The sequence below is a fragment of the Erwinia sp. QL-Z3 genome (assembly GCF_004551645.1).
Lineage (GTDB): Bacteria > Pseudomonadota > Gammaproteobacteria > Enterobacterales > Enterobacteriaceae > Erwinia > Erwinia billingiae.
In genome coordinates this window covers 1794955-1820961 of record NZ_CP037950.1, presented here as the reverse complement: position 1 = coordinate 1820961, position 26007 = coordinate 1794955, and the positions used below count along the sequence as shown (strand labels likewise).

Annotated in this window: 22 protein-coding genes; 10 read left to right on the top strand and 12 right to left on the bottom strand. The window is 56.9% G+C overall.

What is annotated here, in order from left to right; translation table 11 throughout:
• Nucleotides 1-847: 847 nt before the first annotated feature.
• Nucleotides 848-1783, top strand: a complete 936-nt coding sequence (locus E2F51_RS08990; protein WP_134823247.1) for a VirK/YbjX family protein — start codon at nucleotides 848-850, stop codon at nucleotides 1781-1783.
• A 29-nt stretch (nucleotides 1784-1812) separates the two neighbouring features.
• On the opposite strand, the gene E2F51_RS08985 is transcribed toward E2F51_RS08990, so the two are convergent.
• From E2F51_RS08985 to ssb1, 6 genes are all read right to left on the bottom strand, one after another.
• The gene (locus tag E2F51_RS08985) at nucleotides 1813-2259 is read right to left on the bottom strand and encodes a DUF3828 domain-containing protein (RefSeq protein ID WP_134823246.1); all 447 of its coding nucleotides are present in this window, start codon (nucleotides 2257-2259) and stop codon (nucleotides 1813-1815) included.
• 97 nt (nucleotides 2260-2356) lie between these two features.
• Entirely contained in the window at nucleotides 2357-3058 is a 702-nt protein-coding gene (locus E2F51_RS08980; RefSeq protein WP_134823245.1) for an alpha/beta fold hydrolase, read from the bottom strand.
• A gap of 275 nt (nucleotides 3059-3333) precedes the next feature.
• The gene (fhuB, locus tag E2F51_RS08975; protein WP_134823244.1) at nucleotides 3334-5349 is read right to left on the bottom strand and encodes a Fe(3+)-hydroxamate ABC transporter permease FhuB; all 2016 of its coding nucleotides are present in this window, start codon (nucleotides 5347-5349) and stop codon (nucleotides 3334-3336) included.
• Entirely contained in the window at nucleotides 5343-6254 is a 912-nt protein-coding gene (gene fhuD, locus E2F51_RS08970) for a Fe(3+)-hydroxamate ABC transporter substrate-binding protein FhuD (RefSeq protein WP_134824848.1), read from the bottom strand. The genes fhuB and fhuD overlap by 7 nt, the downstream gene beginning before the upstream one ends.
• A complete protein-coding gene (gene fhuE / locus E2F51_RS08965) occupies nucleotides 6244-8484 on the bottom strand; it encodes a ferric-rhodotorulic acid/ferric-coprogen receptor FhuE (protein ID WP_134823243.1) in 2241 nt (746 codons plus the stop codon). The genes fhuD and fhuE overlap by 11 nt, the downstream gene beginning before the upstream one ends.
• A gap of 296 nt (nucleotides 8485-8780) precedes the next feature.
• A complete protein-coding gene (ssb1, locus tag E2F51_RS08960; RefSeq protein WP_013200372.1) occupies nucleotides 8781-9329 on the bottom strand; it encodes a single-stranded DNA-binding protein SSB1 in 549 nt (182 codons plus the stop codon).
• A 304-nt stretch (nucleotides 9330-9633) separates the two neighbouring features.
• Here ssb1 and uvrA point away from each other — a divergent pair, with 304 nt between their 5' ends.
• Together uvrA and E2F51_RS08950 are read left to right on the top strand one after the other, a co-directional pair.
• On the top strand, nucleotides 9634-12465 hold the full coding sequence (uvrA, locus tag E2F51_RS08955; protein WP_134823242.1) for an excinuclease ABC subunit UvrA: 2832 nt from the start codon (nucleotides 9634-9636) through the stop codon (nucleotides 12463-12465).
• Between the two features lie 374 nt (nucleotides 12466-12839).
• Nucleotides 12840-13895: an NAD(P)-dependent alcohol dehydrogenase gene (locus E2F51_RS08950; protein WP_013200370.1), complete on the top strand. Its 1056-nt coding sequence runs from the start codon at nucleotides 12840-12842 to the stop codon at nucleotides 13893-13895.
• A gap of 108 nt (nucleotides 13896-14003) precedes the next feature.
• Here E2F51_RS08950 and E2F51_RS08945 read toward each other — a convergent pair whose 3' ends face one another.
• Together E2F51_RS08945 and E2F51_RS08940 are read right to left on the bottom strand one after the other, a co-directional pair.
• Nucleotides 14004-14654: a TenA family protein gene (locus E2F51_RS08945; RefSeq protein ID WP_134823241.1), complete on the bottom strand. Its 651-nt coding sequence runs from the start codon at nucleotides 14652-14654 to the stop codon at nucleotides 14004-14006.
• Nucleotides 14655-15500 (bottom strand): BtpA/SgcQ family protein, encoded by an 846-nt coding sequence (locus tag E2F51_RS08940; RefSeq protein WP_134823240.1) that lies wholly within the window; start codon nucleotides 15498-15500, stop codon nucleotides 14655-14657. It lies immediately after the preceding gene.
• Between the two features lie 27 nt (nucleotides 15501-15527).
• Here E2F51_RS08940 and E2F51_RS08935 point away from each other — a divergent pair, with 27 nt between their 5' ends.
• On the top strand, nucleotides 15528-16388 hold the full coding sequence (locus E2F51_RS08935) for a ribokinase (RefSeq protein WP_134823239.1): 861 nt from the start codon (nucleotides 15528-15530) through the stop codon (nucleotides 16386-16388).
• Nucleotides 16389-16424: 36 nt separating this feature from the next.
• Here E2F51_RS08935 and E2F51_RS08930 read toward each other — a convergent pair whose 3' ends face one another.
• Nucleotides 16425-17378 (bottom strand): substrate-binding domain-containing protein, encoded by a 954-nt coding sequence (locus E2F51_RS08930; RefSeq protein WP_134824847.1) that lies wholly within the window; start codon nucleotides 17376-17378, stop codon nucleotides 16425-16427.
• Between the two features lie 353 nt (nucleotides 17379-17731).
• Between E2F51_RS08930 and E2F51_RS08925 the strand changes: the two genes are divergently transcribed.
• From E2F51_RS08925 to E2F51_RS08900, 6 genes are all read left to right on the top strand, one after another.
• The gene (locus tag E2F51_RS08925; RefSeq protein ID WP_167738392.1) at nucleotides 17732-18745 is read left to right on the top strand and encodes a LacI family DNA-binding transcriptional regulator; all 1014 of its coding nucleotides are present in this window, start codon (nucleotides 17732-17734) and stop codon (nucleotides 18743-18745) included.
• 406 nt (nucleotides 18746-19151) lie between these two features.
• Entirely contained in the window at nucleotides 19152-19898 is a 747-nt protein-coding gene (locus E2F51_RS08920) for an ATP-binding cassette domain-containing protein (protein ID WP_167738437.1), read from the top strand.
• Between the two features lie 19 nt (nucleotides 19899-19917).
• Entirely contained in the window at nucleotides 19918-20919 is a 1002-nt protein-coding gene (locus E2F51_RS08915) for an ABC transporter permease (protein ID WP_162096477.1), read from the top strand.
• 3 nt (nucleotides 20920-20922) lie between these two features.
• Entirely contained in the window at nucleotides 20923-22002 is a 1080-nt protein-coding gene (locus tag E2F51_RS08910) for a phosphotriesterase (RefSeq protein WP_134823237.1), read from the top strand.
• Between the two features lie 12 nt (nucleotides 22003-22014).
• On the top strand, nucleotides 22015-22770 hold the full coding sequence (locus E2F51_RS08905) for a glutamine amidotransferase (RefSeq protein ID WP_134823236.1): 756 nt from the start codon (nucleotides 22015-22017) through the stop codon (nucleotides 22768-22770).
• Nucleotides 22771-22813: 43 nt separating this feature from the next.
• Nucleotides 22814-23932, top strand: a complete 1119-nt coding sequence (locus E2F51_RS08900) for a M20 family metallopeptidase (RefSeq protein WP_134823235.1) — start codon at nucleotides 22814-22816, stop codon at nucleotides 23930-23932.
• A gap of 3 nt (nucleotides 23933-23935) precedes the next feature.
• Here E2F51_RS08900 and E2F51_RS08895 read toward each other — a convergent pair whose 3' ends face one another.
• The 3 genes from E2F51_RS08895 to E2F51_RS08885 form a co-directional block, all read right to left on the bottom strand.
• A complete protein-coding gene (locus tag E2F51_RS08895) occupies nucleotides 23936-24268 on the bottom strand; it encodes an MmcQ/YjbR family DNA-binding protein (RefSeq protein ID WP_013200359.1) in 333 nt (110 codons plus the stop codon).
• Nucleotides 24269-24358: 90 nt separating this feature from the next.
• Entirely contained in the window at nucleotides 24359-24775 is a 417-nt protein-coding gene (locus tag E2F51_RS08890) for a secondary thiamine-phosphate synthase enzyme YjbQ (RefSeq protein ID WP_106381887.1), read from the bottom strand.
• Between the two features lie 38 nt (nucleotides 24776-24813).
• Nucleotides 24814-26007, bottom strand: coding sequence for an amino acid aminotransferase (locus E2F51_RS08885; protein ID WP_013200357.1), 1194 nt, complete (start codon nucleotides 26005-26007; stop codon nucleotides 24814-24816).

Here is a 26007-nt window from a genome sequence, read left to right as displayed (position 1 = left end):
ACATTAACCTCGCTAACCGGAAGGTCAAAAAACACCCGCCCACCTTCAAATTCCGTTAACATTCTCTTTTAATCAATGGTTCATGGTTTTCATCTTTTGGGCAAAAGTGCATTTCATATGCTACTCACCAATTTGGCTTAAAACCCCGCCTGATGGTGCATCCGTCACGATCAGAGCCAGTCATACTGTAAGAAACCATAAAGTAACACTTAAGATTTACACCCTTTAGGCCTCTGAAGCGTTCGCCAAAGGAATCATAATCACGGATTTTCTAATGTGTTCGCCCTTACCTTTCGCCGATATTAACCTTTAGATGAACTGGAAATTTGAGTTAAGGCTGGTTTGAGAATATAAAAACCGTCTCAAAAAGCGCGCCTTTACCATTAAGAAGCGCCCGTACACTGTCCAAAAAGCGGGTGATTATCATTAACGATTATTCTTATAGCGGAACAATTAGAGACTGTGCCTGGTAAAAGAGTGCGGTGTAACCGCTATTCGGCCTGCGGTATTGTCCTAAAAACACGGTGCGCTTCACAGATTTGACATAATAAACCGCGCATTTGCGGCCAGCCGAGAAAGAAGCTTTACCCGCGGGATTGGTGGGAGAGTGAGCAAAGAAGCAGGCAGGCTATAGCCCGCAGGCAGCCTGAACAAGCGCACCCGTGAACCGGGCTTGAGTCCAATAGCCTCATTAGCGGGCCGTTTATCACCTTGATTTGCCTTAAGTCGTCAGCAAATTAAACGCCGCTTCAACCGACTGCGAACAGGGCCATTCGCGGCCAGGATGTTTACCAAACGTTGAGCGTGATCATGGTTGACTGTCATTTTCATCCCTGGAATGCCGACCATGACCGATACCACACTCGTTCCCCATCAGGAAAACAGCCTGACCTTTTTTCTGTCACTGATCTCCGGAAAAGTTAAGCCGGGCAAGTTGTGGTATGACCCGGAGTATCGCATCAAGTATCTGTTCCGCTCGCTGGCCTGGCCTGTCGCCACCCACAAGATGCTGACGGCGATCACCGAAGAGCCGGTGATGCGCGAGGTTCTGCCGATCCAACACACGCTGCCGAGCAAGATCCACCGCCCTTACCTTTATAATGGCATGCCGATGGCCGCGCGCACCCACGCCATCATCAGCCATTACCAGTATGTGAAGCAGCTGTCCTCCCTGCGCTTGCGCCAGGCGATGCTGACCCAACAGGGCGTGGAGCTGGTGAATTTTGCCGGTAAAAACGGCGAAACCTTTACCGTCACCCTGGCCTGTACCGGCCGGTGCGAACGTGAAGGTGAAGTGAACCTGCTGTTCCGCCGGGATGGCGTGCAGCTGGCGATGCTGACCTTTGCAGTGACAACGGTCGACGGTGAGAAGGTGGCGATGATTGGCGGTATTCAGGGTGCTCATCGCGATACGCCGCATGAGCTGATCCGCGAAGCGACCAAGGCGTGCTATGGCCTATTTCCAAAACGGCTGTTAATGGAAACCCTGACGCTTATCTGTGCCGAGACGGGCGTGACGAAAATTGAGGCGGTCAGCGACAATGGCCACATCTTCCGCAGCCTGCGCTATCGTCTGAAGAAACGCAGCCTGTTCCATGCCAGCTATAATGAGTTTTGGGAAACGCTGAATGCCCAGCCGTCAGGCACCAAGCTCTACTCGTTGCCGCTGAGCTTCCCGAGGAAGCCGCTGGAAGAGATCGCCAGTAAAAAGCGTTCGGAATACCGCAAACGGTACGATCTGTTGGATACGCTGCGTGAGCAATTCAGTCAGGTCATCGCCTGATAGCAGGAAGGTCCAGCCCTGTGCAGAGGTCAGGGCTGCTTATTCTCTTCTTTTTCTACGTCATCGATCTTCCAGATCGCGCCTTTTTTTTGCAGTGTCACCACCAGCAGCTGTTGATCGTTGGGATCGCTACCCAGGGTGACGTCGCCCGTGGCGGTAAGCCCGTTCAGGGTAAAGCGCCCGACGCTGACATGATCGACCCAGGAATCGCTGTAATCCTGATCCTGCAGGAAGAAATCATCGTCCATGCCATCCGGACTTTTGATCAGCACATTGATTTTGCTCAGCAGCTCAGGCGTCACATAGGTGTTGAGCAGCGGATCGTGCTCATCGATGGGACTCTCATCTTTGCTTAACGCTGTCAGATACCAACTGTAAAAACTCTGGCTGACCGCTTCAGGATCGCTGCGGTGTTCTGCCGCCCCAACCTGCCAAGCCATCAGCACGATAACCGGTGCCAGTAACCATCTTTTCATCTAATGCCATCTCTACCCGGGAATGCCAAAATGCCCCGCTAATTTACCCTTTCGCGACAGTATTTGAGCGATTATCTGCGTTATTTTTGGTAAATGTTTATAGCGGATGCGCCGTCAGCCAGCGCGTCATCACCGTGGCCAGCGCTTGCGGCTGTTCCAGCGGCAGCATATGGCCGGAATCTTCAATCACGGTAAGCGTTGCACCGGCAATGTTATCGCGCAGCACTTCGGATTCGCCTAACGTCCGCATCCGATCTTCAGCTGCAGCAATCACCAGGGTTGGGCAGGTTATCTGCGGTAAAAGTGCCGTGTCGCTGTTGCGGGCCATCAGCAGCTGACGACAGTACGCTTCCCTTCCCATCCGCTGGCTCATGGCGAGCACCTGCTGCTGTAATCCTTCATCGCCGGCATGCTTTTCACTGAGCGACAGTGCAATGGCCTTATGGCCAAGACCGCGAAACGCCCCGCTTGCAGACTGGAGCGTTTTCGCCGTCGCCGCCTTAAAGGCCTGAGCCTGTTCACTGTCCTGCTGGCTGGAGGTGGCAATCAGTATCAATTTTTCCACCCTTTCTGGCGCCTGACGGATCATTTCGCGCGCCACAAATCCGCCCATCGAAAAGCCGACCAGCGTGAAGCGCTCGGGTGCCTGTTGCAGCACCCGCGCCGCCATCGCCTCAAGCGAGCTATCCTGCGACAGATCGCCAAATACCAATGGACCAAACGCCGCCAGCTCGTCGGTCATTGCCTGCCATAATCCGGCGTCACACATTACGCCCGGCAGTAAAACCAGTCCCGCCATCTTGTTTTTCCTTTGCTTTTTGCCTGCCCGCAGGATAGCAGGCGACGCTGGTGATGGCGATTGGCTCAGCGGATGCATTGCCGGCGTGAGGGTGGATCCTACTGAAACTCAAATAATTCCCGCGCACGTGCCTTACGGGGCATGCAGAAACCCGACCTTTTGCGCGTTAAGTGAGCGATATAAAAACGATAATATTTTATCGTTATTGGGTGTTTTTCAATAAAATACTATCACTTTACCCACCACTAACAGGCTTCACTCCCCGCTAACCCACATCACCCTTTTCCCTGCGATCTGAGCAGGAAAATAAAGTACGGCGCGCCGATAAAGGTGGTGAGCAGTCCGGCCGGGATTTGGTTGGGGAATAACACCATCCGGCCACACCAGTCGGCCAGCAGCATCAGCAGTGCACCGACGATCGCGGCCATCGCCAGTTGCGGCATCGCGCGGCGGAAACCGAGCATGCGCGCCATATGCGGTGACATCAGCCCGATAAAACTCAACGGGCCGACCGTTAAGGTTGCGCCCGCCGTCAGTATCGAGGCCAGCAACAGAACGATCAGCCGGGAGCGCATCAGCGGTACGCCCAGCGCTCTGACGGTATTGCCGCCCAACGGCATAACGTTCAGCCAGCGACGGCACAACGGCATTAACAGCATCAGTACCAGTGCGAGCACCGCGCTGGCGATGGCCTGCGGCGGCTCGACGCCGTAAGTCGAACCGGAAATCCAGCTCAGCAGGTTACCGAGACGCGGATCGCCGCTGGCCAGTAACAGTGAAATGATGGCAGAAAACAGCGTGCCTAAGGCAATGCCCGCCAGTAACAGGCGCTGGGTGGAGAAATGGCGCCGGCCCGCCACCAGCAAAATGGCCGCCAGGGTGATTGCCGCGCCGCCGCTGCCTGCCACTAACATCGCTGCGAATCCGCCGGCGGGCAGCAGGAACAGAGTGAGCACCACTCCTGACGCCGCGCCGGCGCTGATGCCTAACACTTCCGGGCTGCCCATCACATTGGCGGTAAGTTTCTGTATCAAGGTACCCGCTGCGGCGAGCATCACACCGGCACTCAACGCCGCCAGGGTGCGCGGCCAGCGCCAGGGCCAGACGCGCCAGAGGTCGCCACCCGCCCAATGAATGCCCTGGCTGTCGCGTCCGACCATCAGCACCACCACTACTGTCGCCAGCAGCAGAACGCAGCCACCGGCAATCCCCCCTGCTGGCCGCTGGCGCTCCGCCGGTAACTCGCCATACTGGCCGGAGACCGCAGGCTGGCTGGCGTGTCGCAGGCGCGGTAACAGCCAAAGCAAAACGGGTGCGCCAATCAATGCCGTTGCCGCGCCCGTCGGCACCTCTTGCCAGACGCGCGCCAGCATCACCATCGCCTGATCGGACAGGCACAGCAGCAAGGCCCCTAACACCGGCGCCAGCAGTAGCCGATGCAACAGGCGTCGGGCACCGAGTAATTTGGCCAGCAATGGCGCAAACAGGCCGATAAAGCCGACCACGCCGACGGCATTCACCATAAAGGCGCTCAACACCACCGCCAGCGCCAGCGCGACAAAGCGAGCAGACGACAGCCCCAGCCCTAACTGTTGGGCCACATCATCATCCACACCCAGTAAGGTCAGCGGTCTGACCAGCATCAGCGCCAGCAGCAGGCACGGGATCAGCCTCGGCAGAAGAGACTGTACCGCTGACCAGTCCTGCTGATTGAGCGCCCCGCTGCTCCATAAAAACAGGCTCTGAAGTTCCTGAAAATGGAAGATCGCCAGCAGGCTGTTAAGGGCACTGCAATACAGGCTCAGCACCAGCCCCGCGAGGATCAGGGTGACGGGAGAAAGCTTTTTACCCCAGGCGGTGCCAAACACCACCACGGCAATCACCAGCGCGCCCAGCATCGCGGCACCTTGCTGACCGACAATACCGGCGGGCAACATGCCCAGGCTGGCCAGCGTGACGCCCATTTGCGCGCCGCTGGCGACGCCAAGGGTGGCGGGTTCGGCCAGCGGATTGCGTAACACCTGCTGGAATAAAACGCCGGCCAGCGCCAGCCCCGCGCCAACCAGCAGCGAGATCGCCACGCGAGGCAGGAAGCTGTAATAAAACAGAACCTGTTGGATATCGGCTTTATCAGGATGGAGGATCGCCGCCGCCCACCGATGGTGGGGAAGCAGCTGCTGCGCGTTGCTGAGGCTCAGTATCAGCGTGGCGGCAACCGCCAGCGTCAGCAGGATCAGCGCAAAGGGTGTGCGGTGCGGTTTGCCTGCCCGCCGTGCGTTCAACGTCACCATTGCTTCTCCAGTCCCTGCAGCATGCGGCAAAATTGCATCGCGGTGAGGGTTGCGCCAAAAATCCAGATGGCGGGCACGGTACGCACGCTGTTTTGTCGTACAAAGGGAATCGCCTGCCAGACCGGCGTGGCGCGAATGCGCGTCCTGGCGGCTTCATCGCCATGATCCAGACAAATCGCCCGGCAGGCCGGCAGGCTGGCTAAACGTTCAATCCCCACCGTTGCCGTTCCCCAAAAGCCGTTCTCTCCCTGCCAGGCATTTTTAATCCCCAGTTGCTGCATCACGTTACCAAACAGGCTGGTTTCACCGAGGATCACCGCATGTCTTTCATCAATAAGTGAGAAAACCAGTAACGGCTGATGGCGGTAAGCCGCCAGCTGTTCGCGCGCATCAGCCAGCTGGCGATCGAACCAGGCCAGATGATGTTGCGCAGCCGCCTGGCAATTCAACCGCTGCGCAAGCGTCACCAGCCCTGCCCGCACCGTCTGCAACGGCTGGCCGTGCTCATCGGTGAACGCCACCGCCTGTGCCGGTGAGATAGCGCGTAACTGCGCCTCGCGCGGGCCATAGCCCTGCGAATAGAGGATCAGGTCAGGCTTCAGTTCAGCGATGTACTCAAGATTGGGTTCGGAACGCGTGCCGACATCAATCACGCTGGCGGGTATCGCCGGTTCGCGCACCCACAGCTGGTAATCGCGGGTATCGGCCGCCGCCATCGGGGTGATCCCAAGGGCAAACAGCATTTCCAGCGGCAGCCATTCCAGCGCAATAATGCGCCGGGCAGGCTCAGCCGCCCGAAGCGGAAAGCCCACCAGCAGCGGCGACAGCATCAACGCGGTGACCAGGCGGCGACGCGGTCTGTCGATGCTGGCTGACGTGCCCGGCGCTACGCTATCAGAAGGCATAGGAGAGATTGACGGAGTAGTTGCGTTCATCGCCATACACCGCGTAGTCGCTCAGCCAGGAGTAATAGGTGCGATCGAAGACATTGTTGACGTTGGCCTGCACCGCCAGCTGTTTGGTCAGCTGGTAACGGGCAAACAGATCAACCAGCGGATAGCTGCTTTGATAGACGCGCGTCGTTTCGCCATCCGGCCCGGTGGCGTCCTGGAAGGTCTTGTTCTGCCAGTTTACGCCGCCACCGATGGTCAATTCGAACAGCATCGGCAGCTGATAACGGCTGAACAGTTTGAGCTGCGTTTGCGGCATATTGCTGTTTAAGCGTGCGCCGGTATCGTCCCTGGCCACATAGCGCGTCGCGCCGAAGGTCAGCTGCAGATTGTCGGTCACCGCACCATTGATTTCGAACTCAGCACCCTTACTTACCGTGCCCTGCGCGGCATAATAGGCCTGCTCGCTGCTGTCATTGACGAAATTGGAGCCATCGGCCTGGCCCACGTTCTCCTGCTCGATGCGGAAGATGGCGAAGGTGGCCGTCAGACGCCCGTTCATCCAGTCAGATTTCAGGCCGGTTTCGTAGTTCTTTCCGGTCACCGGCGAGAGGTAAGTGCCGTTGCGATCGCGATAGGTCTGCGGCTGGAAGATCGAGGTGTAGCTGGCGTAGGCGGACAGAGAGTCGTTGATGTCATACACCAGGCCCGCATACGGCGTGAGGTTGTTTTTATGCACGTCGCCGCTGGAGCCGATGGTGCTCCACTGGGTGTAACGGCTGCCTAAAATCAGCGACAGCGGATCGGCCAGTGAAAAACGCGCGGCGATATAGCCCGCTTTCTGACGAACGGTGTCGTCCAGGTTCTGATACCAGTCGCCCCACTCCGGTTCGGCGACGTTGCCGTCCCAGTTACTGCCAAAGCTGCCCATTTGATCGCTGTCGACCGGACCATCCGCGCTGTAGGTGGTATTGCGCTGACGGCTGTAACTTATGCCGGTGATCAGCTCATGCTGGCGGCCAAACAGGTTGAATGGTCCGCTGGCATAGGCGTCAACGGATTCAAGCTTACGCGTTCCCCGATCCTTACTGCCAAAGCCGGTGGTGCCTTCGCCCGTCGTGGCATCCGGGAAACCTTCGATATACAGCAAGGCATCGTTAAAGGTCTCTTCGGCATGGGTGCCATTGACCCGGAAGCTCCAGCCGTTATCAAAATCATGGCGAATATTGGCGAAGACCTTGCGCGAGTTGATGTCGTAATGCGTCCAGTCGGTCGAGGTGCTGGTATTGCGGGTGTAATGGGTTTTCACCCCGTTGCTGTACCAGGTTGGCAAGCCGCCCCAGGTCGGGTCGCTGGTGTTGGTTTGCTGATAGTCGTAGCCCAGCGACAGCGTGGTGTTTTCAGTCAGATCGGCATCGACCACGCCGTAGAGGAATTTCTTGGTTTTGTGGTAGCGATCCAGCTGCCCGTCCTGATCCTGATAGCCCGCCACCACACGGCCGCGCACGGTGCCCGCCTCGTTTAAGGGACCGGAGACATCCGCCACATAACGCTGCTTGTTCCAGCTGCCGTAGCTGGCGCTGACGTTGCCGGTAAATTCACGGCTGTCCGCCTGCTTACGCACCATATTGACGGATGCCGCCGGGTTTCCGGCACCGGTCATCAGGCCGGTAGCACCACGGACCACTTCGATGCGGTCATAAATCGCCGTGTCTTCTGCCGCATCGCCAAAGTTCCAGGTATCGCTAACCGAGCTGGGAATATCATCGTAGGTGTAGCTGCTGATCATAAATCCGCGGGAGAAGTAAGATGCGCGCTCGCTGTCGATCACTTCCGTCGAAATACCGGTGGTGTTATTTAACACATCGCCGACCGACTGCAGGTTCTGGTCCTGCATACGCTGTTTGGTCACCACGCTGAGCGACTGGGGCACATCGCGTGGCGTCAGCAGCATTTTGGTGCCGGCGGTGGTGGTTTTTACGCTGTAATCCTGCTGCTCGTCGGCAGAATCGTCCACCGTTGCGCCAACCACCATATCCTGCTGAGTGGGGGATGGAGCAGAAGAGGTTTTGGCCGGGGTTACGGCGGCATTTGCTGCCGGAGCAGCGCTGTTACTGTCGGCGGCCTGCACCAGCGCAGGGTTTACCAGCACCAACATCGCCAGTGCCGAGAGTGAAAAATTGACGCGTGTTTTATTCTCAGGCGCGCGTGATTGCGGCCCTTTTTCCCTGCCAAATGAAGACATAACCGTATCCCATAGAATTTTATTATTGGAAGCTGAGGCTTCTTTTTTGTCTTTCTACGCCGGTGCAGCTTGCCACTGTTATCCGGCTGAACTCACATCAGGTGCGATGCGCACGAAATGAGAATGTGAATAGTAATCATTTGGCTTCAAGGAATCTTGCAAAGGTTCACTGCGATTACGTAACAGAATGTAAGGCGAGGGAAAGCAGAGGGATACGGGGAGAAAGCTGGTCGCGCAGGCATAAAAAAACCCCGCCGGAGCGGGGTTTTTATGGGAGGTTCAACGACATTCTGAAATCAGAATGGGATATCGTCGTCGAAGTCCATTGGTGGCTCGTTGTTAGCCGGCGCGCTGTTCTGCTGTGGCTGAGCCTGCGGACGTGCCTGCTGGCCGCCGCTGAACTGGTTGCCGCCACTCTGTGGCTGCTGTGGCTGACCCCAGCCGTTGTTGCTGCCCTGGCCGCCGCCGCCAGCCGGTGCGCCTGCACCGCCGCCCTGACGTCCACCCAGCATCTGCATGGTGCCGCCAACGTTGACGACCACTTCGGTGGTGTACTTCTCAACGCCAGCCTGGTCAGTCCATTTGCGGGTCTGCAGTGCGCCTTCGATATACACCTGAGAACCTTTACGCAGGTACTCTGCCGCGACTTCCGCCAGTTTGCCAAACAGCACAACGCGGTGCCATTCGGTTTTTTCTTTGGTTTCGCCGGTTTGCTTGTCACGCCAGCTTTCGGACGTGGCCAGCGTGATGTTGGCAACGGCGCCGCCATTAGGCATGTAGCGGACTTCCGGATCTTGACCCAGGTTGCCCACCAGGATCACTTTGTTTACGCCTCTGCTGGCCATGTTCGAGTCTCCGATAATTGTTCTGCTTTAAGTCTAAGCCGGAAATTCTAACATGCCACTCCCTGAGATCCTACTTTCAGATCCGGATCTCAAAGGCCTTTATCACGCTTGCGCCGTTGCAGATTGCGGCCTGAGCAGGATCGAGATTTTTTACGGTCCTGTCGCAGCCTGCAACAGGATCCTGCTGAGTGCTTTCGGCAAAACACTGGATATCCAATCAGGTTATTTTGTGCCATAATTACAGGCTTAATTCTGGCCATGCCGGACCGGCATGGTGAGATCTGTGTTAATCCGGGAATTGTGAATGGATAAGATCGAAGTACGGGGTGCACGCACCCATAATTTGAAAAATATCAACCTGACCATCCCGCGCGACAAACTGATCGTTGTCACCGGCTTGTCAGGTTCCGGTAAGTCCTCGCTGGCGTTTGATACGCTGTACGCCGAGGGGCAACGCCGCTATGTAGAATCCCTGTCAGCCTATGCGCGCCAGTTTCTCTCGCTGATGGAGAAACCGGATGTCGATCATATCGAAGGTTTGTCGCCAGCCATTTCGATCGAACAGAAATCCACCTCACACACCCCGCGTTCCACCGTGGGCACCATCACTGAAATTCATGACTACCTGCGCCTGCTGTTTGCCCGCGTCGGCGAGCCGCGCTGCCCGGATCATGACATTCCGCTGGCGGCACAGACCGTCAGCCAGATGGTGGAGAACGTGCTGGCGCTGCCAGAAGGCCGCCGGCTGATGCTGCTGGCGCCGATCGTGAAAGAGCGTAAGGGCGAGCACACTAAAACGCTGGAAAATCTGGCCTCGCAGGGCTATATCCGCGCCCGTATCGATGGGGAAGTGTGCGATCTTTCCGATCCGCCGAAGCTGGAACTGCAAAAGAAACACACCATTGAAGTGGTCGTCGATCGCTTTAAGGTGCGTGAAGATCTGCAGCAGCGGCTGGCTGAATCGTTCGAAACGGCGCTGGAGCTCTCCGGTGGCACCGCCGTGGTGGCGGATATGGACGATGAAAAAGCGGAAGAGCTGGTGTTCTCCGCGAACTTCGCCTGTCCGGTCTGTGGCTACAGCATGACCGAACTCGAACCGCGCCTGTTCTCCTTTAACAACCCGGCCGGTGCCTGCCCAACCTGTGATGGCCTGGGCGTGCAGCAGTATTTCGATCCTGACCGGGTGGTACAGAATCCTGAGCTGTCGCTGGCGGGCGGCGCAATCCGTGGTTGGGATCGCCGTAACTTCTATTACTTCCAGATGCTGCGCTCGCTGGCGGAGCACCTGAAATTTGATATCGAATCGCCGTTTGAGTCGCTGGAAGATCATGCCCGTCAGGTGATCCTGTTCGGCTCCGGTAAAGAGACCATCGAGTTTAAGTACATCAACGATCGCGGCGACACCTCGGTGCGTCGCCATCCGTTTGAAGGCGTGCTGCACAATATGGAGCGCCGCTATAAAGAGACTGAATCTTCCGCCGTGCGCGAAGATCTGGCGAAATTTATCAGCAACCGCTCCTGCACCAGCTGCCACGGCACCCGTTTGAAGCGCGAAGCGCGCCACGTGTTTGTTGAAAACACCACGCTGCCGACCATTTCCGATATGAGCATCGGTCATGCGATGGAGTTCTTCCAGAACATGAAGCTGAGCGGTCAGCGTGCGCAGATTGCCGAAAAAGTGCTGAAAGAGATTGGCGACCGCCTGAAATTCCTGGTCAACGTCGGTCTGAACTACCTTTCGATGTCACGCTCCGCCGACACGCTGTCCGGTGGTGAAGCGCAGCGTATCCGTCTGGCAAGCCAGATTGGTGCGGGCCTGGTCGGCGTAATGTACGTGCTGGATGAGCCGTCAATCGGTCTGCATCAGCGCGATAACGAACGCCTGCTGGAAACGCTGGTGCATCTGCGCGACCTCGGTAATACGGTGATTGTGGTTGAGCATGATGAAGATGCGATCCGCGCCGCAGACCACGTGATTGATATCGGGCCTGGTGCCGGTGTGCATGGCGGCCAGGTGGTGGCGGAAGGCACCGTTGATGACATTATGGCGGTGGAGGAATCTCTGACCGGTCAGTACCTTAGCGGCAAGCGCGGTATCGCCATCCCGAAAGAACGCGTGAAGGCCGATCCGAGTAAAGTGCTGAAGCTGACCGGCGCGAAGGGCAACAACCTGAAGGATGTGACGCTGTCGCTGCCGGTCGGGTTATTCAGCTGCATTACTGGCGTCTCCGGTTCCGGTAAATCCCCGCTGATCAACGATACGCTGTTCCCGATTGCCCAGCGTCAGCTGAACGGTGCGACCATCGCCGAAGCGGCACCGTATCGCGATATCACCGGCATGGAAAACTTCGATAAGGTTATCGATATCGACCAGAGCCCGATCGGCCGCACGCCGCGCTCGAACCCGGCTACCTACACCGGTATTTTCACCCCGGTGCGTGAACTGTTTGCCGGCGTGCCGGAATCCCGTACGCGCGGGTACACGCCTGGACGTTTCAGCTTTAACGTCCGCGGCGGCCGCTGCGAAGCCTGTCAGGGCGACGGCGTGATCAAGGTTGAGATGCACTTTTTACCGGACATTTATGTGCCGTGCGACCAGTGCAAAGGCAAGCGCTATAACCGTGAAACGCTGGAAGTGAAGTACAAAGGCAAGAACATCCACGAAGTGCTGGAAATGACCATTGAAGAAGCCCGCGAGTTCTTTGATGCCGTGCCTGCACTGGCGCGTAAGCTGCAAACGCTGATGGACGTCGGCCTGTCTTATATCCGACTGGGCCAGTCGGCGACCACCCTTTCAGGCGGTGAAGCGCAGCGCGTGAAGCTGGCGAGAGAACTCTCCAAGCGCGGTACCGGCCAGACGCTGTATATCCTTGATGAGCCGACCACCGGCTTGCACTTCGCGGATATTCAGCAGTTGCTGGAAGTGCTGCATCAGCTTCGTGACCAGGGCAACACCATCGTGGTGATTGAGCACAACCTTGATGTGATCAAAACCGCGGACTGGATTGTCGATCTGGGTCCGGAAGGCGGCAGCGGCGGCGGGATGATCCTCGCCTCCGGCACGCCGGAAACGGTCGCAATGTGCAAAGAGTCGCACACCGCACGCTTCCTGAAACCGCTGTTGAATCTGGATTAAGCTACCTGACGTTTATCGCAAGGATAAGCGGGAGATTCAGGACAGTTCGGGCAAAGTGTGAGCAAGGGGCGGATTTCATCGCCCCTTGTTTTTTTCGCCGCCGTCCGCCGGGCGGATGACAGTTTTATTTGATTTACATGAAGAAATAAACTCCACACTCAGCAACAAATTAGCGCTCTTTTCCCCTTCGTTTTGCCGCTTCAGAGCAAATCCTGCAGGATCAGGCAAGATTTAGACAGGTTCCGGCATACCCCCTTTGCCAATAGCTAACTATCCTTAATGGGCTCGACTCCCTACACCGATTCTGCCAGCACGGTCTGTCAGAACATCCTCTAAGCAATAAGTTCTAAACACTTTCAATGACTGGAGACACCATGAATATTACGCATGCTTATGCCGCACAGGACGCCAAATCAAAGCTGGCTCCGTTTGAGTTCCAGCCGCGCGAACTGCGTGAACACGATGTCCAGATTGAAGTTATGTTCTGTGGCGTCTGCCACTCGGATCTGCATCAGGCCCGTAACGAGTGGAAAAACACCATTTTTCCTGTCGTCCCTGGTCATGAAATCGTCGGCCGTGTTACCGCTGTTGGCGGACACACCCATAAATATAAAGTGGGCGATTTAGTTGGCGTTGGCTGTCTGGTTGATTCCTGTCGCGAGTGCGACAGCTGTAAAGAAGACCTGGAGCAGTACTGTGAAAACGGTTTCACCGGCACGTATAACGGCGAAGACCGCATTTCCGGCGACATCACCTACGGCGGTTACTCCACTCAGGTAATCGTTAACGAAGACTTCGTGCTGCGTATTCCTGAGAACCTGGATCCGGCTGGCGCAGCGCCACTGCTGTGTGCGGGCATCACCACCTTCTCGCCTCTGCACCACTGGAAAGTCGGTCCGGGTAAGAAAGTCGGTATCGTTGGTCTCGGCGGCCTGGGTCACATGGGCGTGAAAATTGCCCATGCGATGGGCGCACATGTGGTGCTGTTCACCACTTCGCCCTCTAAAATCGAAGACGGCAAGCGCCTGGGCGCAGATGAAGTGGTCATTTCCAAAGATCCTGAGCAGATGGCGGCGCACACCAACAGCTTCGACTTTATTCTCAACACCGTTGCCGCTCAGCACGATCTGAACCAGTTCATCACCCTGCTGCGTCGCGATGGCACCATGACCCTGGTCGGCGTGCCAGAACATGACCACCCGGCACCCCAGGTGGTTAACCTGGTGTTCAAACGTCGTAGCGTGGCCGGTTCTCTGATCGGTGGCATTAAAGAAACGCAGGAGATGCTGGATTTCTGCGGTAAGCACAACATCACCTCTGATATCGAAATGATCAAGATGGATGAAGTGAACGACGCCTACGAACGTATGCTGAAAAGCGATGTGAAATACCGCTTTGTGATCGACATCGATACCTTACGCAACCAGTAAGGCCGATGAGCACAACCGGCCTCAGATTGTAGTGGCCGGGTAATAAAGAAAGGGCGGAATGATTTCCGCCCTTTTTTGCGTCTGAACCGCCGGACACTCCCTCGCCCGTCAGCTTGCTTCCACATAGGCGGCGCTATGGAAATCAATTTCCCACTTCAGTACCTTGCCATACAGGTCAGACAGCGCGAATTTCTGCTCGGCGCTCAGTTGTGCCGCACAGCGATCCAACTCCGTTTTTAACCAGCTGGCCTGCTGGAAAAATTCCTCTTCCGCGTGCAGCTCAATCCACCGTCGCACATTTTCATCGGATTGCGTTTTCAGGCTGACGCGCTTGCACCAGTGGTAGTACATCCACTCTGCGCCGAACATCAAGGTGATGATCTCTTCATAGCTGCCGCGCTGGGCCACGTTCAGCATGCCGTCGCGAAATCGTCTGACGCCAGGCAGATCGTCCGGATAATAGGCCGGATTGACCTGCCGTTTGGCCAGCACCGTGTCAAACCAGGCGATCTGCGTATCGACCAGCGCATTCAGCACGCCGATCAACCAGCGCTGCTGACGAATATCGGGCGCTTTACTGACGCCCAGCGCGAAGATGGCGATGGCGGTGGCGACAAAGTTACCTTCAAACACCAGGTAGCGATTGAAAACGTCGGCAGACAAAACGTCCTGCTCAATCTCGCAGACAAAGCGATGCTGCTGCATCTCATGCCAGGCTCCCTGATGCTCCCGCAGCAAACGATCGCTGAAGGTTTCCATCTATTCGCCCTCCAACACGGATGCCGCCGCAGCCATAAAATGCTTCACCCGCGCCAGCTCAACCTCATTCCACCAGACGCCATCCACCTTGAGCGCGCTGGCGACGATCACGCCCTGGGTACGCGACAGGATCTGCCCAACGTTATCCGGCGTAACGCCCGATCCCACCAGCAGCGGCAATTCGGTGGCACTGCGGATCTCATCAATTTCGCTCAGCGTGGCGCTGTCGCCGGTGCGCTGACCGGTGGCGATCACCGCATCGGCTTCAAAGAAGTCGACGTCACGGGTCAGTTCCTGAATTGAGCGGTCGGCGACGATGGCATGGCTGCCATGCTTCACGTGGCTGTCGGCAAAGACCTTAATGTGTTCGGCGCGCAGCTGGCTGCGATAGCGCAGCGCTTTGGCCGCCGCACCTTCAATAAAGCCCTCGTTGGCGATGTAGGCGTTGGCCCATTGATTGACGCGGATAAAGTCGGCGCCGCCGGCAAGCGCGGTAGCCAGCGCAGGGATCGCCGCATTTGCCAGCACGTTGATGCCTAACGGCACGTTAAAACGGGTGCGCACCTTTTCGGTGATCACTGCCATCAGCGCCGCGGTTTCCGGGCCGATATCTTCCGGTTTGGAAAAAGGAATATCGCCGTGATTTTCAATTATCAGACCATGAACGCCGCCGGAAACATAATTATCCGCATCGCGTAACGCACGCTCAATAATATCACCGATTGGTTTCCCTCTGTATTTCGGCGTACCGGGAAAAGGGTCGCAATGAATAACACCAATGACCACTTTCTTACGTGAAAAAATAGCTTGTATTGCGTCTGTTTTTCCTGCTGATATAGAAACCATCTTCTTCATCCTGTTCAAGGAAACACTATGCGTGTTTATGTCACCGGGAATATAGCCGTCGATGAAATCTGGTCAATTCCCGATATTCCCACAAAAGGCTCATCCATTCATGGCAATAAAACGTCACAAGATATCGGTGGCAAAGGCGCCAATCAGGCAATATTACTTTCCCGCTGCGGCATAGAAACAACGTTAGTCGCCGCGATCGGAAATGACAGTAATGGCAAGTGGATCAAAGAGCAGATGCTCGCTGAACCGCTGCAACTGTTGCCTGACACGTTATTCCCTTGTCACAGTGATACCTCAATTATTTTCAATAGCGCCGACGGTGATAATGCCATTATCACCACCACCACCGCGGCGGATTCATTATCGCTCACCGGGATTACGCAGGCGCTTTCTGCCGCCCAGCCCGGTGACGTTTTGCTGCAACAGGGTAATTTCTCCGTTGAGAAAACCCGTGGCCTGTTCGCGTTCGCCAAAGCCCGTGGCATGATCACCGTGTTTAACCCTTCACCGGTCAAAGCCGCTTTCGCTGAGCTCTGGTCTCTGGTCGATATCGCCGTCCTTAATCAGCATGAAGCGGCGTTGCTGAAGCCAGAAGGGGTCAAAACGTTAGTGGTCACTCACGGTTCACAGGGCGCGTCGCTCAAAACCCCTGATAACGAAGCGTTTTGTCCCGCAATCCCGGTGACGGCTGTCGACAGTACCGGCGCTGGCGATACCTTTCTGGCAGTGATGCTGGCCTCTGCGTTGCTGCGTCATACAGAGATTGATAAGTTAGCACTTACTCACGCCAGTCAGGCCGCTGCCATCACCGTTAGCCGTGCCGGAACCTACAGCGCGTTCCCCAGCATCAGCGAACTGACCGCCTTACTGCAAAACTAAACTGCAGGGCCCACAGTTTCATGTGGGCCTTCAGCCTTATTTAAACAGCGTGCGATAGGGACCGACATTGTCTTTGGTGACCACGGTTGCCGGCACCAAAATACGCTTCGGTACCGTTTTACCGGCGGTAATCTCATTCAGGGCTTTTAACGCTTCTTCGCCCATCTTCTGCGGATCCTGCTGCAATACCGCCGTGACGTAGCCACCATCAATGCCGCTGATGGCTTTCGCGGTCAGATCCCAGCCAAAGACTTTGATATCTTTCTGGCGACCCTGGTTTTCTACCGCCGCGATCGCGCCAAGCAGCGCCGGTTCACCTATGGCATAAATTGCGGTGATATCCGGGTTACCGGTGATCAGGTTTTCCGCCGCGGTCATCGCGTTGTCCTGAATATTCTGGCCATCGACCACGTCCGCAACGGTAATCTGTTTATTGCTTTTAATCGTCTCTTCAAAGCCTTTCTGACGGTCATTCTGAATAGCCGAGTTCAGCGCACCGACGATGCCGACGCGTGCCTTACCACCCATGTCTTTTTTAACGTAATCAACGAAGTATCGGCCAAGGATTTTGCCTCCTTCGATGTTGTCCACGCCCACCTGCGCGGCCTGAGGACCGTCTGGCAGCACGGCATCAATGGCGATCACCGGGATTTTCGCCGCTGCGGCTTCTTTAATTGCCGGCATAATACCGTTCACATCAATCGCATCGACTAATATGCCCTTCACGCCCTGCTGAATATAGTTTTCGATGGCATCATTCTGAGCAACGGGATTATCCGTGGCGTTAAAGATCACCAGATCTTTGCCGCTGGCTTTCGCCGCGTCTTGCGCACCTTTATTCATCAGGTTGAAAAACAACGCCTGCTGATTAATCTGCACTAATGCATAAGTCGGTGCTGCTGCCAGCGCCGAGGTCATATAACTGCCAGAAGCCAGTAAAACGGTTGCCAGGGCTACAATTCGCAATTTTCCGGTGTTAAAAACCATCATCATGATCCTCAATGGGAGTAAATCTCTACCTCGGCGTAAAATACACCGGGCGGAATTATGGATGGCAGGGCAAATAGTAGCGTGATGGCGTAAACACCCGGTAGAAATGGGGCGTTAAGGTGAAACCGTGAAAAAAACATTTAGGCAGCCGGTCCATTTCGGTGCAGGGATAAAATGTCTCTTAAACGGGTGGGAATCTCTTCCCGGGTCATGCAGGTAAACTGCCTATTACAATTCTCTCTGGCCGTTTTTTTGTCAAGCGCTATTTTTGCCAGCGCGAATTGCAGCGAAAAGGGTATAACAGCGGCGCTTAACTATGTTACAGATACCCTTCTTTTTCTGATGTGGCCGGCATGATGATTAAAAAACGCGTTTTGCTCTCCGATGTGGCATCCCATGCGGGACTGTCGAAAGCGACGGTTTCCCGCTATCTGAACAACAGTATTGTGCTGCCACAAGAGACCATTGCGCGCATTGAATCCGCGATTGCCGAGCTGGATTATCGCGGGAACAGCCTCGCCCGCCGGCTGAGTAAAGGCGGCAGCGAAACGCTCGGCCTGGTGCTGCCGGATATTACCAACCCCTTCTTTGCCGAACTGGCCGATGCGGCGGAAGAAGCCGCTTTCGAACACGGTTACAGCCTGGTGCTGTGCATCACCCGTAACAATCCCGAAAAAGAGACGCAGTTTATTCGCTGGCTGGATACCTGCCAGGTTGATGGCCTGCTGTTTACCACTAACCGCCCGGATAACGGCCTGTTATGTCGTGAGATCCAGCGCCATCAGCGCATTGTCCTGCTGGATGAAGATATCCCCGGCAGCAAGGTGCCGAAGGTGTTTGCCGACAACGTTCAGGGTGGCTTTATCGCCACCCAACAGCTGATTGCCGCTGGCCACCAGCAGATCGCCTTTATCGGCGGGCCCGATGAGCTGATGAGCGTGCGCGAACGTTACCAGGGTTTTTGCACCGCGCTGGCGCAGGCCGGTTTGCACTGTCCGCCAGAGTGGGTGATGTACGGCGAATATCAGCGCGAGTTCGGTCAGCAGGCGCTGCACACGCTGTTCAGCAAGGCGATCCGCCCGACGGCGATCTTTGCCGCCAGTGATTTTCTGGTGCTCGGTTTGTTAGATGGTCTGCGGGAACTGGGCCTGCGTGCACCAGAAGATTTATCGCTGGTTGGCTTCGATGACGCCAGCTACGCCGATTTCACCCAACCGCGCATTTCCACCATTCGCCAACCCGCACGGGAACTGGGCAGAACCGCGGTCAGCCTGATGCTGCGGCTGCTAAACGGCGAGGAAAATGTCCCTGCCGAAACCCGCCTGCCGGTCACCTGGATTGGACGCGATTCCATTCAATCACGTTAGCCCGGTCCAAAATGGCGCAGTAATCGCACAACTTTGGCGCAAAAACTGTTCAACCCTTTCAGGCGATGAGCCATCTGGTAAACCGGTTTACCGATACATTTAAAATTATCCTATTAGATTACAGCCAATTAGAAATCCTCTCTCCGCCCTCCTCACAAGCCTGGCATGGAAGCTGCTTAGTCATCAGTGGCGAACAAATAGTTAGCGTTTTGTCCCGATGTGCACTGGAGACAGTTCCGCTGTTCAGGTAAACCGGTTTACAAGAAGTAGACCGCGACCAGCGGAACCCTTTTCGGCCATCACCGTCCCGGGTAATCGATGTCTGGCGAGAGGGTTTTCCCTCATAAACGAACTGCGATGGGAGTCAACGATGCAACAGCCACAGCCTGCCAGAGCGCGGGTAGAAATGGTCAATATCACCAAGACCTACGGCGCGATCCGCTCGCTGCGCGGGGTGAACCTCAAGCTGGCGCCGGGTGAAGTGTTGGGCCTGGTGGGTGATAACGGCGCGGGGAAATCCACGCTGACCAACGTGCTTTCCGGCGCGGTGGTGCCCACCAGCGGCGCGATCCGCATTGATGGTGAAGAGATGCACTTTACCAATCCGGCGGACGCCCGCCGGTGTCATATCGAAATGGTTTATCAGGATCTGTCGCTGTGCGACACCGTTGACGTGGCCGGCAATCTGTTTATGGGCCGCGAACCGCTGAAGCATCTGCTGGGCATCCCGTTTCTCGACCAGGCAAAAATGCATGCCGATGCGCGGGAAATGCTGAAAGGATTGGGCATTTCGATTCCGGATACCCGCCTGCTGGTGCGCAATCTCTCCGGCGGTCAGCGCCAGGCGATTGCCATTGCCCGCGCGGCCGCCTTTGAGCCAAAGGTGCTGATCATGGACGAACCGACCGCCGCGCTGGCGGTGGCCGAAGTGGAAGCGGTACTTGAACTGATCCGGCGCGTCAGCGCGCGTGGCGTCAGCGTTATTCTGGTCACCCACCGCTTGCAGGATCTGTTCCTGGTCTGTGACCGCATCATGGTGATGTACGAAGGCACCAACGTGGCGGATCGTCAGGTGGCTGATACCAGCCTCAGCGATATCGTTAACCTGATTGTCGGCGAGAAATTCACCGCACATTCTGCCGCCGCGCACTGAGGTAAACGGGATGAGTATGATCAATTTAAGCGGTACACGCATGATCCGGCATTCACTGCCGCGCCGCCTGCTGCACAGCCATTCTGGCGTGGTCAGTATCGCGCTGTTTTTCATCTTCTGTTGCGTGGTGTTCTCGTTTATCACCAGCAACTTTCTCAGCAGCACCAACTGGCTGAATATCATCCGTCAGAGCGCCCCGCTGCTGATTGTCGCCACCGCGATGACGCTGGTGATCACCACCGGCGGTATCGATCTGTCGGTCGGCTCCACGCTGGCGCTGGTTGGCGCGCTGTCGGCCATTGCCCTGAAGAGCTGGGGACTGCCCTGGCCGGTGGTGCTGATTGGCGGCCTGATGCTCGGCGCGCTGGTTGGGGCGATCAACGGCTTCTTTATTGCTTACGAAGGCATTCCCGCCTTTATCGTCACCCTCGCCACGCTGGCGGTGGTGCGCGGGGTGGCGCTGCTGATCACCCAGGGCTATTCGATTCCAATTCCGGCTGACAGCCCGTTTACCTTGATGGGCCGCGCGTGGGTTGTCGGCATTCCGATGCCGGCGCTGATTGGCATCGTGGTGCTGATTGTCGGTCATATCGTGCTGAATCATATGCGCTTTGGCCGTTACGTCACCGCCATTGGTGCCAACACCGAAGGCGCACGCCGCAGCGGGATCAACACCAAAGCGGTAACGATGCGCGTCTATATGATCAGCGGCATGGCGGCGGCACTGGCCGGGATGATTATCACCGCGCGTCTGGGCAGCGGTTCCTCAAACCAGGGCGAAGGCTTTGAATTGCAGGTGATTGCCGCGGTGGTGCTGGGCAGTACCAGCCTGTTTGGTGGCTTTGGCACCATTATCGGCACGCTGCTGGGTGCTCTGTCGATTGCCATCATTCAGAACGGTTTGATCCTGTCGCATATCTCGCCGTTTTATACCCAGATTGCCACCGGCACCATCATCCTGCTGGCGATTTGGCTGAACACCCGCATTCTTAACCCGGCGCGCGCGCCCTCGAAAGGATAGCTGATGAAAGGGTCTATTTTTCGCCATGCCGATCCCCTGCCCGTTGGGGTGAGCAGTGGCCATGTGATGACCGTATTGGGGCCGATGCCGCTGAGTGAGATGGGCGTGACGCTGATGCACGAACACATTCTGCTGGATGCGTCCGGCAAGTGGGTGGCGCCCTGCTGCTGTAGCGATCGTCATGTGGCCGAGATGCCGGTCAAAATTGAAAATCTGGGCGAGCTGTCGCTTAACCCGTTGATGAGCCGCGATAACTGCCAGCTGTTTGATGTCGATGTCGCCATCGAGGAGCTGATGAAGTACCGCGCGCTGGGCGGCCAGACGGTGATCGACCCGACCAACATTGGCATCGGCCGCGATCCCAAAGCGTTGCAACGCATTTCCCGACTGACCGGGCTGAATATCGTGATGGGCACCGGCCTGTATCTGGAGCCTTCGCATCCCGAATGGGTGAAGACTATCTCCGTCGAACAGCTGACCGAAAAGCTGATTTACGATGTCGGCGGCGCGGACGAAAAGCCGGAGGTGATTGCCGGTCTGATTGGCGAAATCGGCGTTTCCAGCCGCTTTACCGCCGATGAAGAGAAGTCGTTGCGGGCCGCCGGCCGGGCCAGCGCGGCAACGGGCGTGCCGATTGAGGTGCACCTGCCGGGTTGGGAACGACTGGGCCATAAGGTGCTGGATATTCTGGAACAGGAAGGCGCCGATCTGCGTCATACGGTGCTGTGCCATATGAACCCCAGTTTTGCTGACAAACGTTATCAGCGTGAACTGGCGCAGCGCGGGGCGTTTCTGGAATACGACATGATCGGCATGAGCTACTACTACGCCGATGAGTCTGCGCAGTCGCCTTCTGATGAAGAGAATGCGCGGGCGATCCGCGAGCTGATCGATGACGGCTATATTCAGCAAATTCTGCTGTCGCAGGATGTTTTTCTGAAAACCATGCTGACCCGCTACGGCGGCCACGGTTACGGCTACATCCTTAAACATTTCGTTCCCCGTCTGCGCCGCCATGGCGTCAGTGGTGAGCAGCTTGAAACATTAATGATTGCTAACCCGCAGCGCGTATTTGGCGGGTAAAGGGAGAGAATAATGCCAAAGAAAATTCTGCTGGTCGGTGAATCCTGGACCAGCACCTCGACACACGTTAAGGGCTTCGACCAGTTCGCCACGGCAACCTGGCACAACGGTGCCACCGATTTTCTTACCGCGCTGGCGGACAGCGATTACGCCATCACGCATATGCCGGCCCATGAAGCGCCGGTGAGTTTTCCGCTGACGCTGGCAGGCTTACAGGAGTGGGATGCGATTATCCTTTCCGATATCGGTGCCAATACGCTGTTGCTGCATCCCGATACCTGGCTGAAAAGCCAGCGCACGCCGAATCGTCTGGCGTTGATCCACGATTACGTCGCCGCCGGCGGCAGCCTGATGATGATTGGCGGCTATTACAGTTTCCAGGGGATCAACGGTGGCGCGCGCTACCGCAACACCGCGGTGGAAAAGGTGCTGCCGGTTCGCTGCCTGGCCTGGGATGACCGGATTGAATCGCCGGAAGGCATTTATCCGGAGATCAAAGAGTCACACGCGGTGTTCAACGATATTTCGGGCGACTGGCCGTGGCTGCTGGGCTACAACGAAGTGGAGATGCATCCGGAAGGCACGCTGCTGGCGACCATTGCGGGCACTGAGCATCCTCTGGTCGCGGTGCGCGAATATCAACAAGGCCGCTCGTTAGTCTGGACCAGCGATATGTCTGCGCACTGGCTGCCGACGGAGTTTGCCGCCTGGCCGGGCTATCGTCAGCTGTGGGTCAACTGTCTGGACTGGCTGACGGAGAAGGCATAATGGCCGTGGCTGACCTGCTGTCCCCACCTGAGGAGTCCGGCGCATGACCGATCGAACGCTTCAGCTTGCCCAGCGCCTGCTGGGCTTCGATACCATTAATCCGCCGGGCAACGAAGCGGCCTGCATGGCCTTTTTTGCCGGCTGGCTGGAGGACAATGGCTTTGAGGTGACGCTCAGCGGGTTCGGTGAGGATCGCGTGAACCTGATCGCGCGGATCGTCGGCGAAACCGCCGGCGATCCGCTGGGCTTCACCGGCCATCTCGATACCGTGCCGTTGGGCAATCAACGCTGGCAGCACGATCCTTTTGGATCGTCGATCGACGGGGATCGTCTGTACGGTCGTGGCGCCAGTGATATGAAAGCGGCCGTGGCGGCTTTTGCCGTGGCCTGCGTGGACAATCTGGCGGCGATCCGCCAGGGTTCAGGCGTGGTACTGCTGATCACCGGCGGAGAAGAAACCGGCTGTGACGGCGCGAAAGCGCTGATTTCGGCTGGCGATCTGCCGGCGGTGGGCGCATTGATCGTCGGTGAACCCACGGCAAACTACCCGGTGATTGGGCATAAAGGCGCGTTGTGGTTACGGTGCGAAACGCAGGGCAAAACGGCGCACGGCGCGATGCCGGAGCTGGGGATCAACGCCATTTATCTGGCGGCGGAAGCATTAGGCAAGATCCAGAGTTTTACGCCTGGCGCGCCTCATCCACTGATGAAGAAGCCGACGATTAACGTTGGCCGCATCCAGGGCGGGCTGAATATTAATTCGGTGCCGGATCGCACGCAGTTTGATGTGGATATTCGTACCGCACCCAATCTGCAGCACGCCACCATCCGTCAGAACCTTACCACCACGCTGGGCGAAAAGGTGATGGTGTCCACGCTGGTCGATCTGCCTGCGGTGCTGAGTGAAGAGGATAACCGCTGGATTGCCGGCGTGTATCGGCGTTGTCAGCCGCTGCACGACCAGCCGATTGAGGCGAAAATCGTCCCCTACTTTACCGATGCATCGTTGCTGTTGCCGGCAATGGGCAATCCGCCGTGCATTATTTTGGGGCCAGGAGAGCCGACCATGGCACATCAGACCGATGAGTATTGCCTGCTGAGCCGCCTTGCCGAAGCGGAAAGGCTGTATGGCCAGCTGATAGTTGACTGGCAAAACGGCTGAATATTAATGGGCGCCGCGGGTATCCAGCGCTTTTTGCAGCGAGGCATCGACCAGATAATAGATCTGCGAATCCTTTAAGGTGCCATCCAGCAAGACGGTGCTCCAGTGCGACTTATTCAGATGGTCGCTGGGACGGACGTCGGTATGCGCTTCACGCAGTAAATCGGCCAGCGCCGGTGTGGCTTTCAACGCCACGGCCGGTCGGCCATCCACCTCATGCACCAGCGCAAACAGCACATCATCCACTTTAATTTGCGTCGCTTTCCAGTCGCTGTGCACGCTTTGCTCCGCGCCTGGCTTATCCATACAGTAGGACAGAAGATCCGATACGTTCATCTTTTACATTCTCCTTTCAGCCTGGCAATGTTGTCGGTTTTTTGCCCGGCGTTGGTAGGTGAGTATAGGCGATCTGGCGTATCTGACGACTTATTCGCCTTGCAGCGTGGCAACAATCTGCCGAGATCCGCCCTGCACGCGGTGCTCACCGAGCCAGATCCCCTGCCACGTGCCAAGCAGCAAACGCCCACGACTGATGGGCAATAGCAGCGACGTGCCTAACAGCGACGACTTGATATGCGCGGGCATGTCATCTGCCCCCTCATAATCGTGTTTGTAAGGCGCGTTTTCCGGCACGGCGCGCAGGAAATGCTGTTCCATATCGCTGCGCACCGTTGGGTCGCAATTCTCATTCAGGGTCAAAGACGCGGAGGTGTGTTGTAGCAGCAGATGAAGCAGCCCAACCTGCACGTCGCTTAAGCGCCGCAGCTCGTCGACGATCTCTTCGGTAACCAGATGAAATCCACGGGATTTGGGGCTTAAGGTAATCGTCTGCTGATACCACATTGTCTTGTTCCTTTAACTCAATGAGTGCGGGCGTGCAGTTACATTACTGCAGCCATGGCTTCGGCCACCTGGTGAACGTTTTGGCTGTTCAGCCCGGCGACACACATGCGGCCGCTGGCGATCAGGTAGACGCCGAACTCTTCACGCAGGCGATCGACCTGTGCTGCGCTCAGGCCGGTGTAGCTGAACATGCCACGCTGCTTCAGCAGGTAGTCGAAGCTTTTACCCGGCATCGCCTGGGTCAACGCGTCGACCAGCGCCTGACGCATAGAGGAGATACGCACGCGCATCTCTTCCACTTCGGCCAGCCAGCTGGCTTTCAGTTCAGCATCGTTCAGCACGCAGGACACCACCTGGGCACCGAAGTTGGGTGGGCTGGAGTAGTTGCGACGTACGGTCGCTTTCAGCTGGCCCAACACGCGAGAGGCTTCTTCCGCATCATCACAGACCACTGACAGGCCGCCAACGCGCTCACCGTACAGCGAGAAGATTTTAGAGAAGGAGTTGCTGACCAGCGCCGGCAAGCCTGCGGCGGCAATAACGCGGATGGCGTAGGCATCTTCTTCCATTCCGGCACCAAAGCCCTGATAGGCGATGTCGAGGAACGGGATCAGATCGCGGGTTTTCAGCACTTCGGTCACGCTGTCCCACTGGGCGTTTGTCAGGTCGGCACCGGTCGGGTTGTGGCAGCACGGGTGCAGCAACACGATGGTCTGCGCGGGCAAGGTGTTCAGCTTGGCCATGAACTGGTCAAACTTCACGCCGTTGGTCGCTTCGTCGTACCACGGATAGGTGCTGACTTCGAATCCGGCACCGCTGAAGATCGCCACATGGTTATCCCAGGTCGGATCGCTGACGCACACAGACGAGCCAGGGAAGTAGGTTTTCAGAAAATCTGCACCGACTTTCAGCGCGCCAGAGCCGCCCACCGTCTGGATGGTGGCGATGCGGCCGGCTTTCAGCGCCGGGTGATCCTGCCCAAACAGTAACGGAGCCACCGCGCTACGGTAAGGTGGCAGGCCATCCATCGGCAGGTACACCGAGGCATTCTGTGCCTGGGCCGTCAGACGCGCTTCCGCCTCCGCCACGGCTTTCAGCTGTGGGATCACACCGTGGCCGTCATAATACAGGCCGATGCTCAGGTTCACCTTTTGCGGTCGGGTATCCTGCTTGAACGTCTCCATCAGGGAGAGAATTGGATCGCCAGCGTAGGCATCAACGTTTTGAAACAC

Coding starts and splice junctions, on each gene's coding strand:
- E2F51_RS08990 (WP_134823247.1), top strand. CDS start 848: ATGACCGATACCACACTCGTTCCCCATCAGGAAAACAGCCTGACCTTT.
- E2F51_RS08985 (WP_134823246.1), bottom strand. CDS start 2,259: ATGAAAAGATGGTTACTGGCACCGGTTATCGTGCTGATGGCTTGGCAG.
- E2F51_RS08980 (WP_134823245.1), bottom strand. CDS start 3,058: ATGGCGGGACTGGTTTTACTGCCGGGCGTAATGTGTGACGCCGGATTA.
- fhuB (WP_134823244.1), bottom strand. CDS start 5,349: ATGGTGACGTTGAACGCACGGCGGGCAGGCAAACCGCACCGCACACCC.
- fhuD (WP_134824848.1), bottom strand. CDS start 6,254: ATGCCTTCTGATAGCGTAGCGCCGGGCACGTCAGCCAGCATCGACAGA.
- fhuE (WP_134823243.1), bottom strand. CDS start 8,484: ATGTCTTCATTTGGCAGGGAAAAAGGGCCGCAATCACGCGCGCCTGAG.
- ssb1 (WP_013200372.1), bottom strand. CDS start 9,329: ATGGCCAGCAGAGGCGTAAACAAAGTGATCCTGGTGGGCAACCTGGGT.
- uvrA (WP_134823242.1), top strand. CDS start 9,634: ATGGATAAGATCGAAGTACGGGGTGCACGCACCCATAATTTGAAAAAT.
- E2F51_RS08950 (WP_013200370.1), top strand. CDS start 12,840: ATGAATATTACGCATGCTTATGCCGCACAGGACGCCAAATCAAAGCTG.
- E2F51_RS08945 (WP_134823241.1), bottom strand. CDS start 14,654: ATGGAAACCTTCAGCGATCGTTTGCTGCGGGAGCATCAGGGAGCCTGG.
- E2F51_RS08940 (WP_134823240.1), bottom strand. CDS start 15,500: ATGGTTTCTATATCAGCAGGAAAAACAGACGCAATACAAGCTATTTTT.
- E2F51_RS08935 (WP_134823239.1), top strand. CDS start 15,528: ATGCGTGTTTATGTCACCGGGAATATAGCCGTCGATGAAATCTGGTCA.
- E2F51_RS08930 (WP_134824847.1), bottom strand. CDS start 17,378: ATGATGGTTTTTAACACCGGAAAATTGCGAATTGTAGCCCTGGCAACC.
- E2F51_RS08925 (WP_167738392.1), top strand. CDS start 17,732: ATGATGATTAAAAAACGCGTTTTGCTCTCCGATGTGGCATCCCATGCG.
- E2F51_RS08920 (WP_167738437.1), top strand. CDS start 19,152: ATGGTCAATATCACCAAGACCTACGGCGCGATCCGCTCGCTGCGCGGG.
- E2F51_RS08910 (WP_134823237.1), top strand. CDS start 20,923: ATGAAAGGGTCTATTTTTCGCCATGCCGATCCCCTGCCCGTTGGGGTG.
- E2F51_RS08905 (WP_134823236.1), top strand. CDS start 22,015: ATGCCAAAGAAAATTCTGCTGGTCGGTGAATCCTGGACCAGCACCTCG.
- E2F51_RS08900 (WP_134823235.1), top strand. CDS start 22,814: ATGACCGATCGAACGCTTCAGCTTGCCCAGCGCCTGCTGGGCTTCGAT.
- E2F51_RS08895 (WP_013200359.1), bottom strand. CDS start 24,268: ATGAACGTATCGGATCTTCTGTCCTACTGTATGGATAAGCCAGGCGCG.
- E2F51_RS08890 (WP_106381887.1), bottom strand. CDS start 24,775: ATGTGGTATCAGCAGACGATTACCTTAAGCCCCAAATCCCGTGGATTT.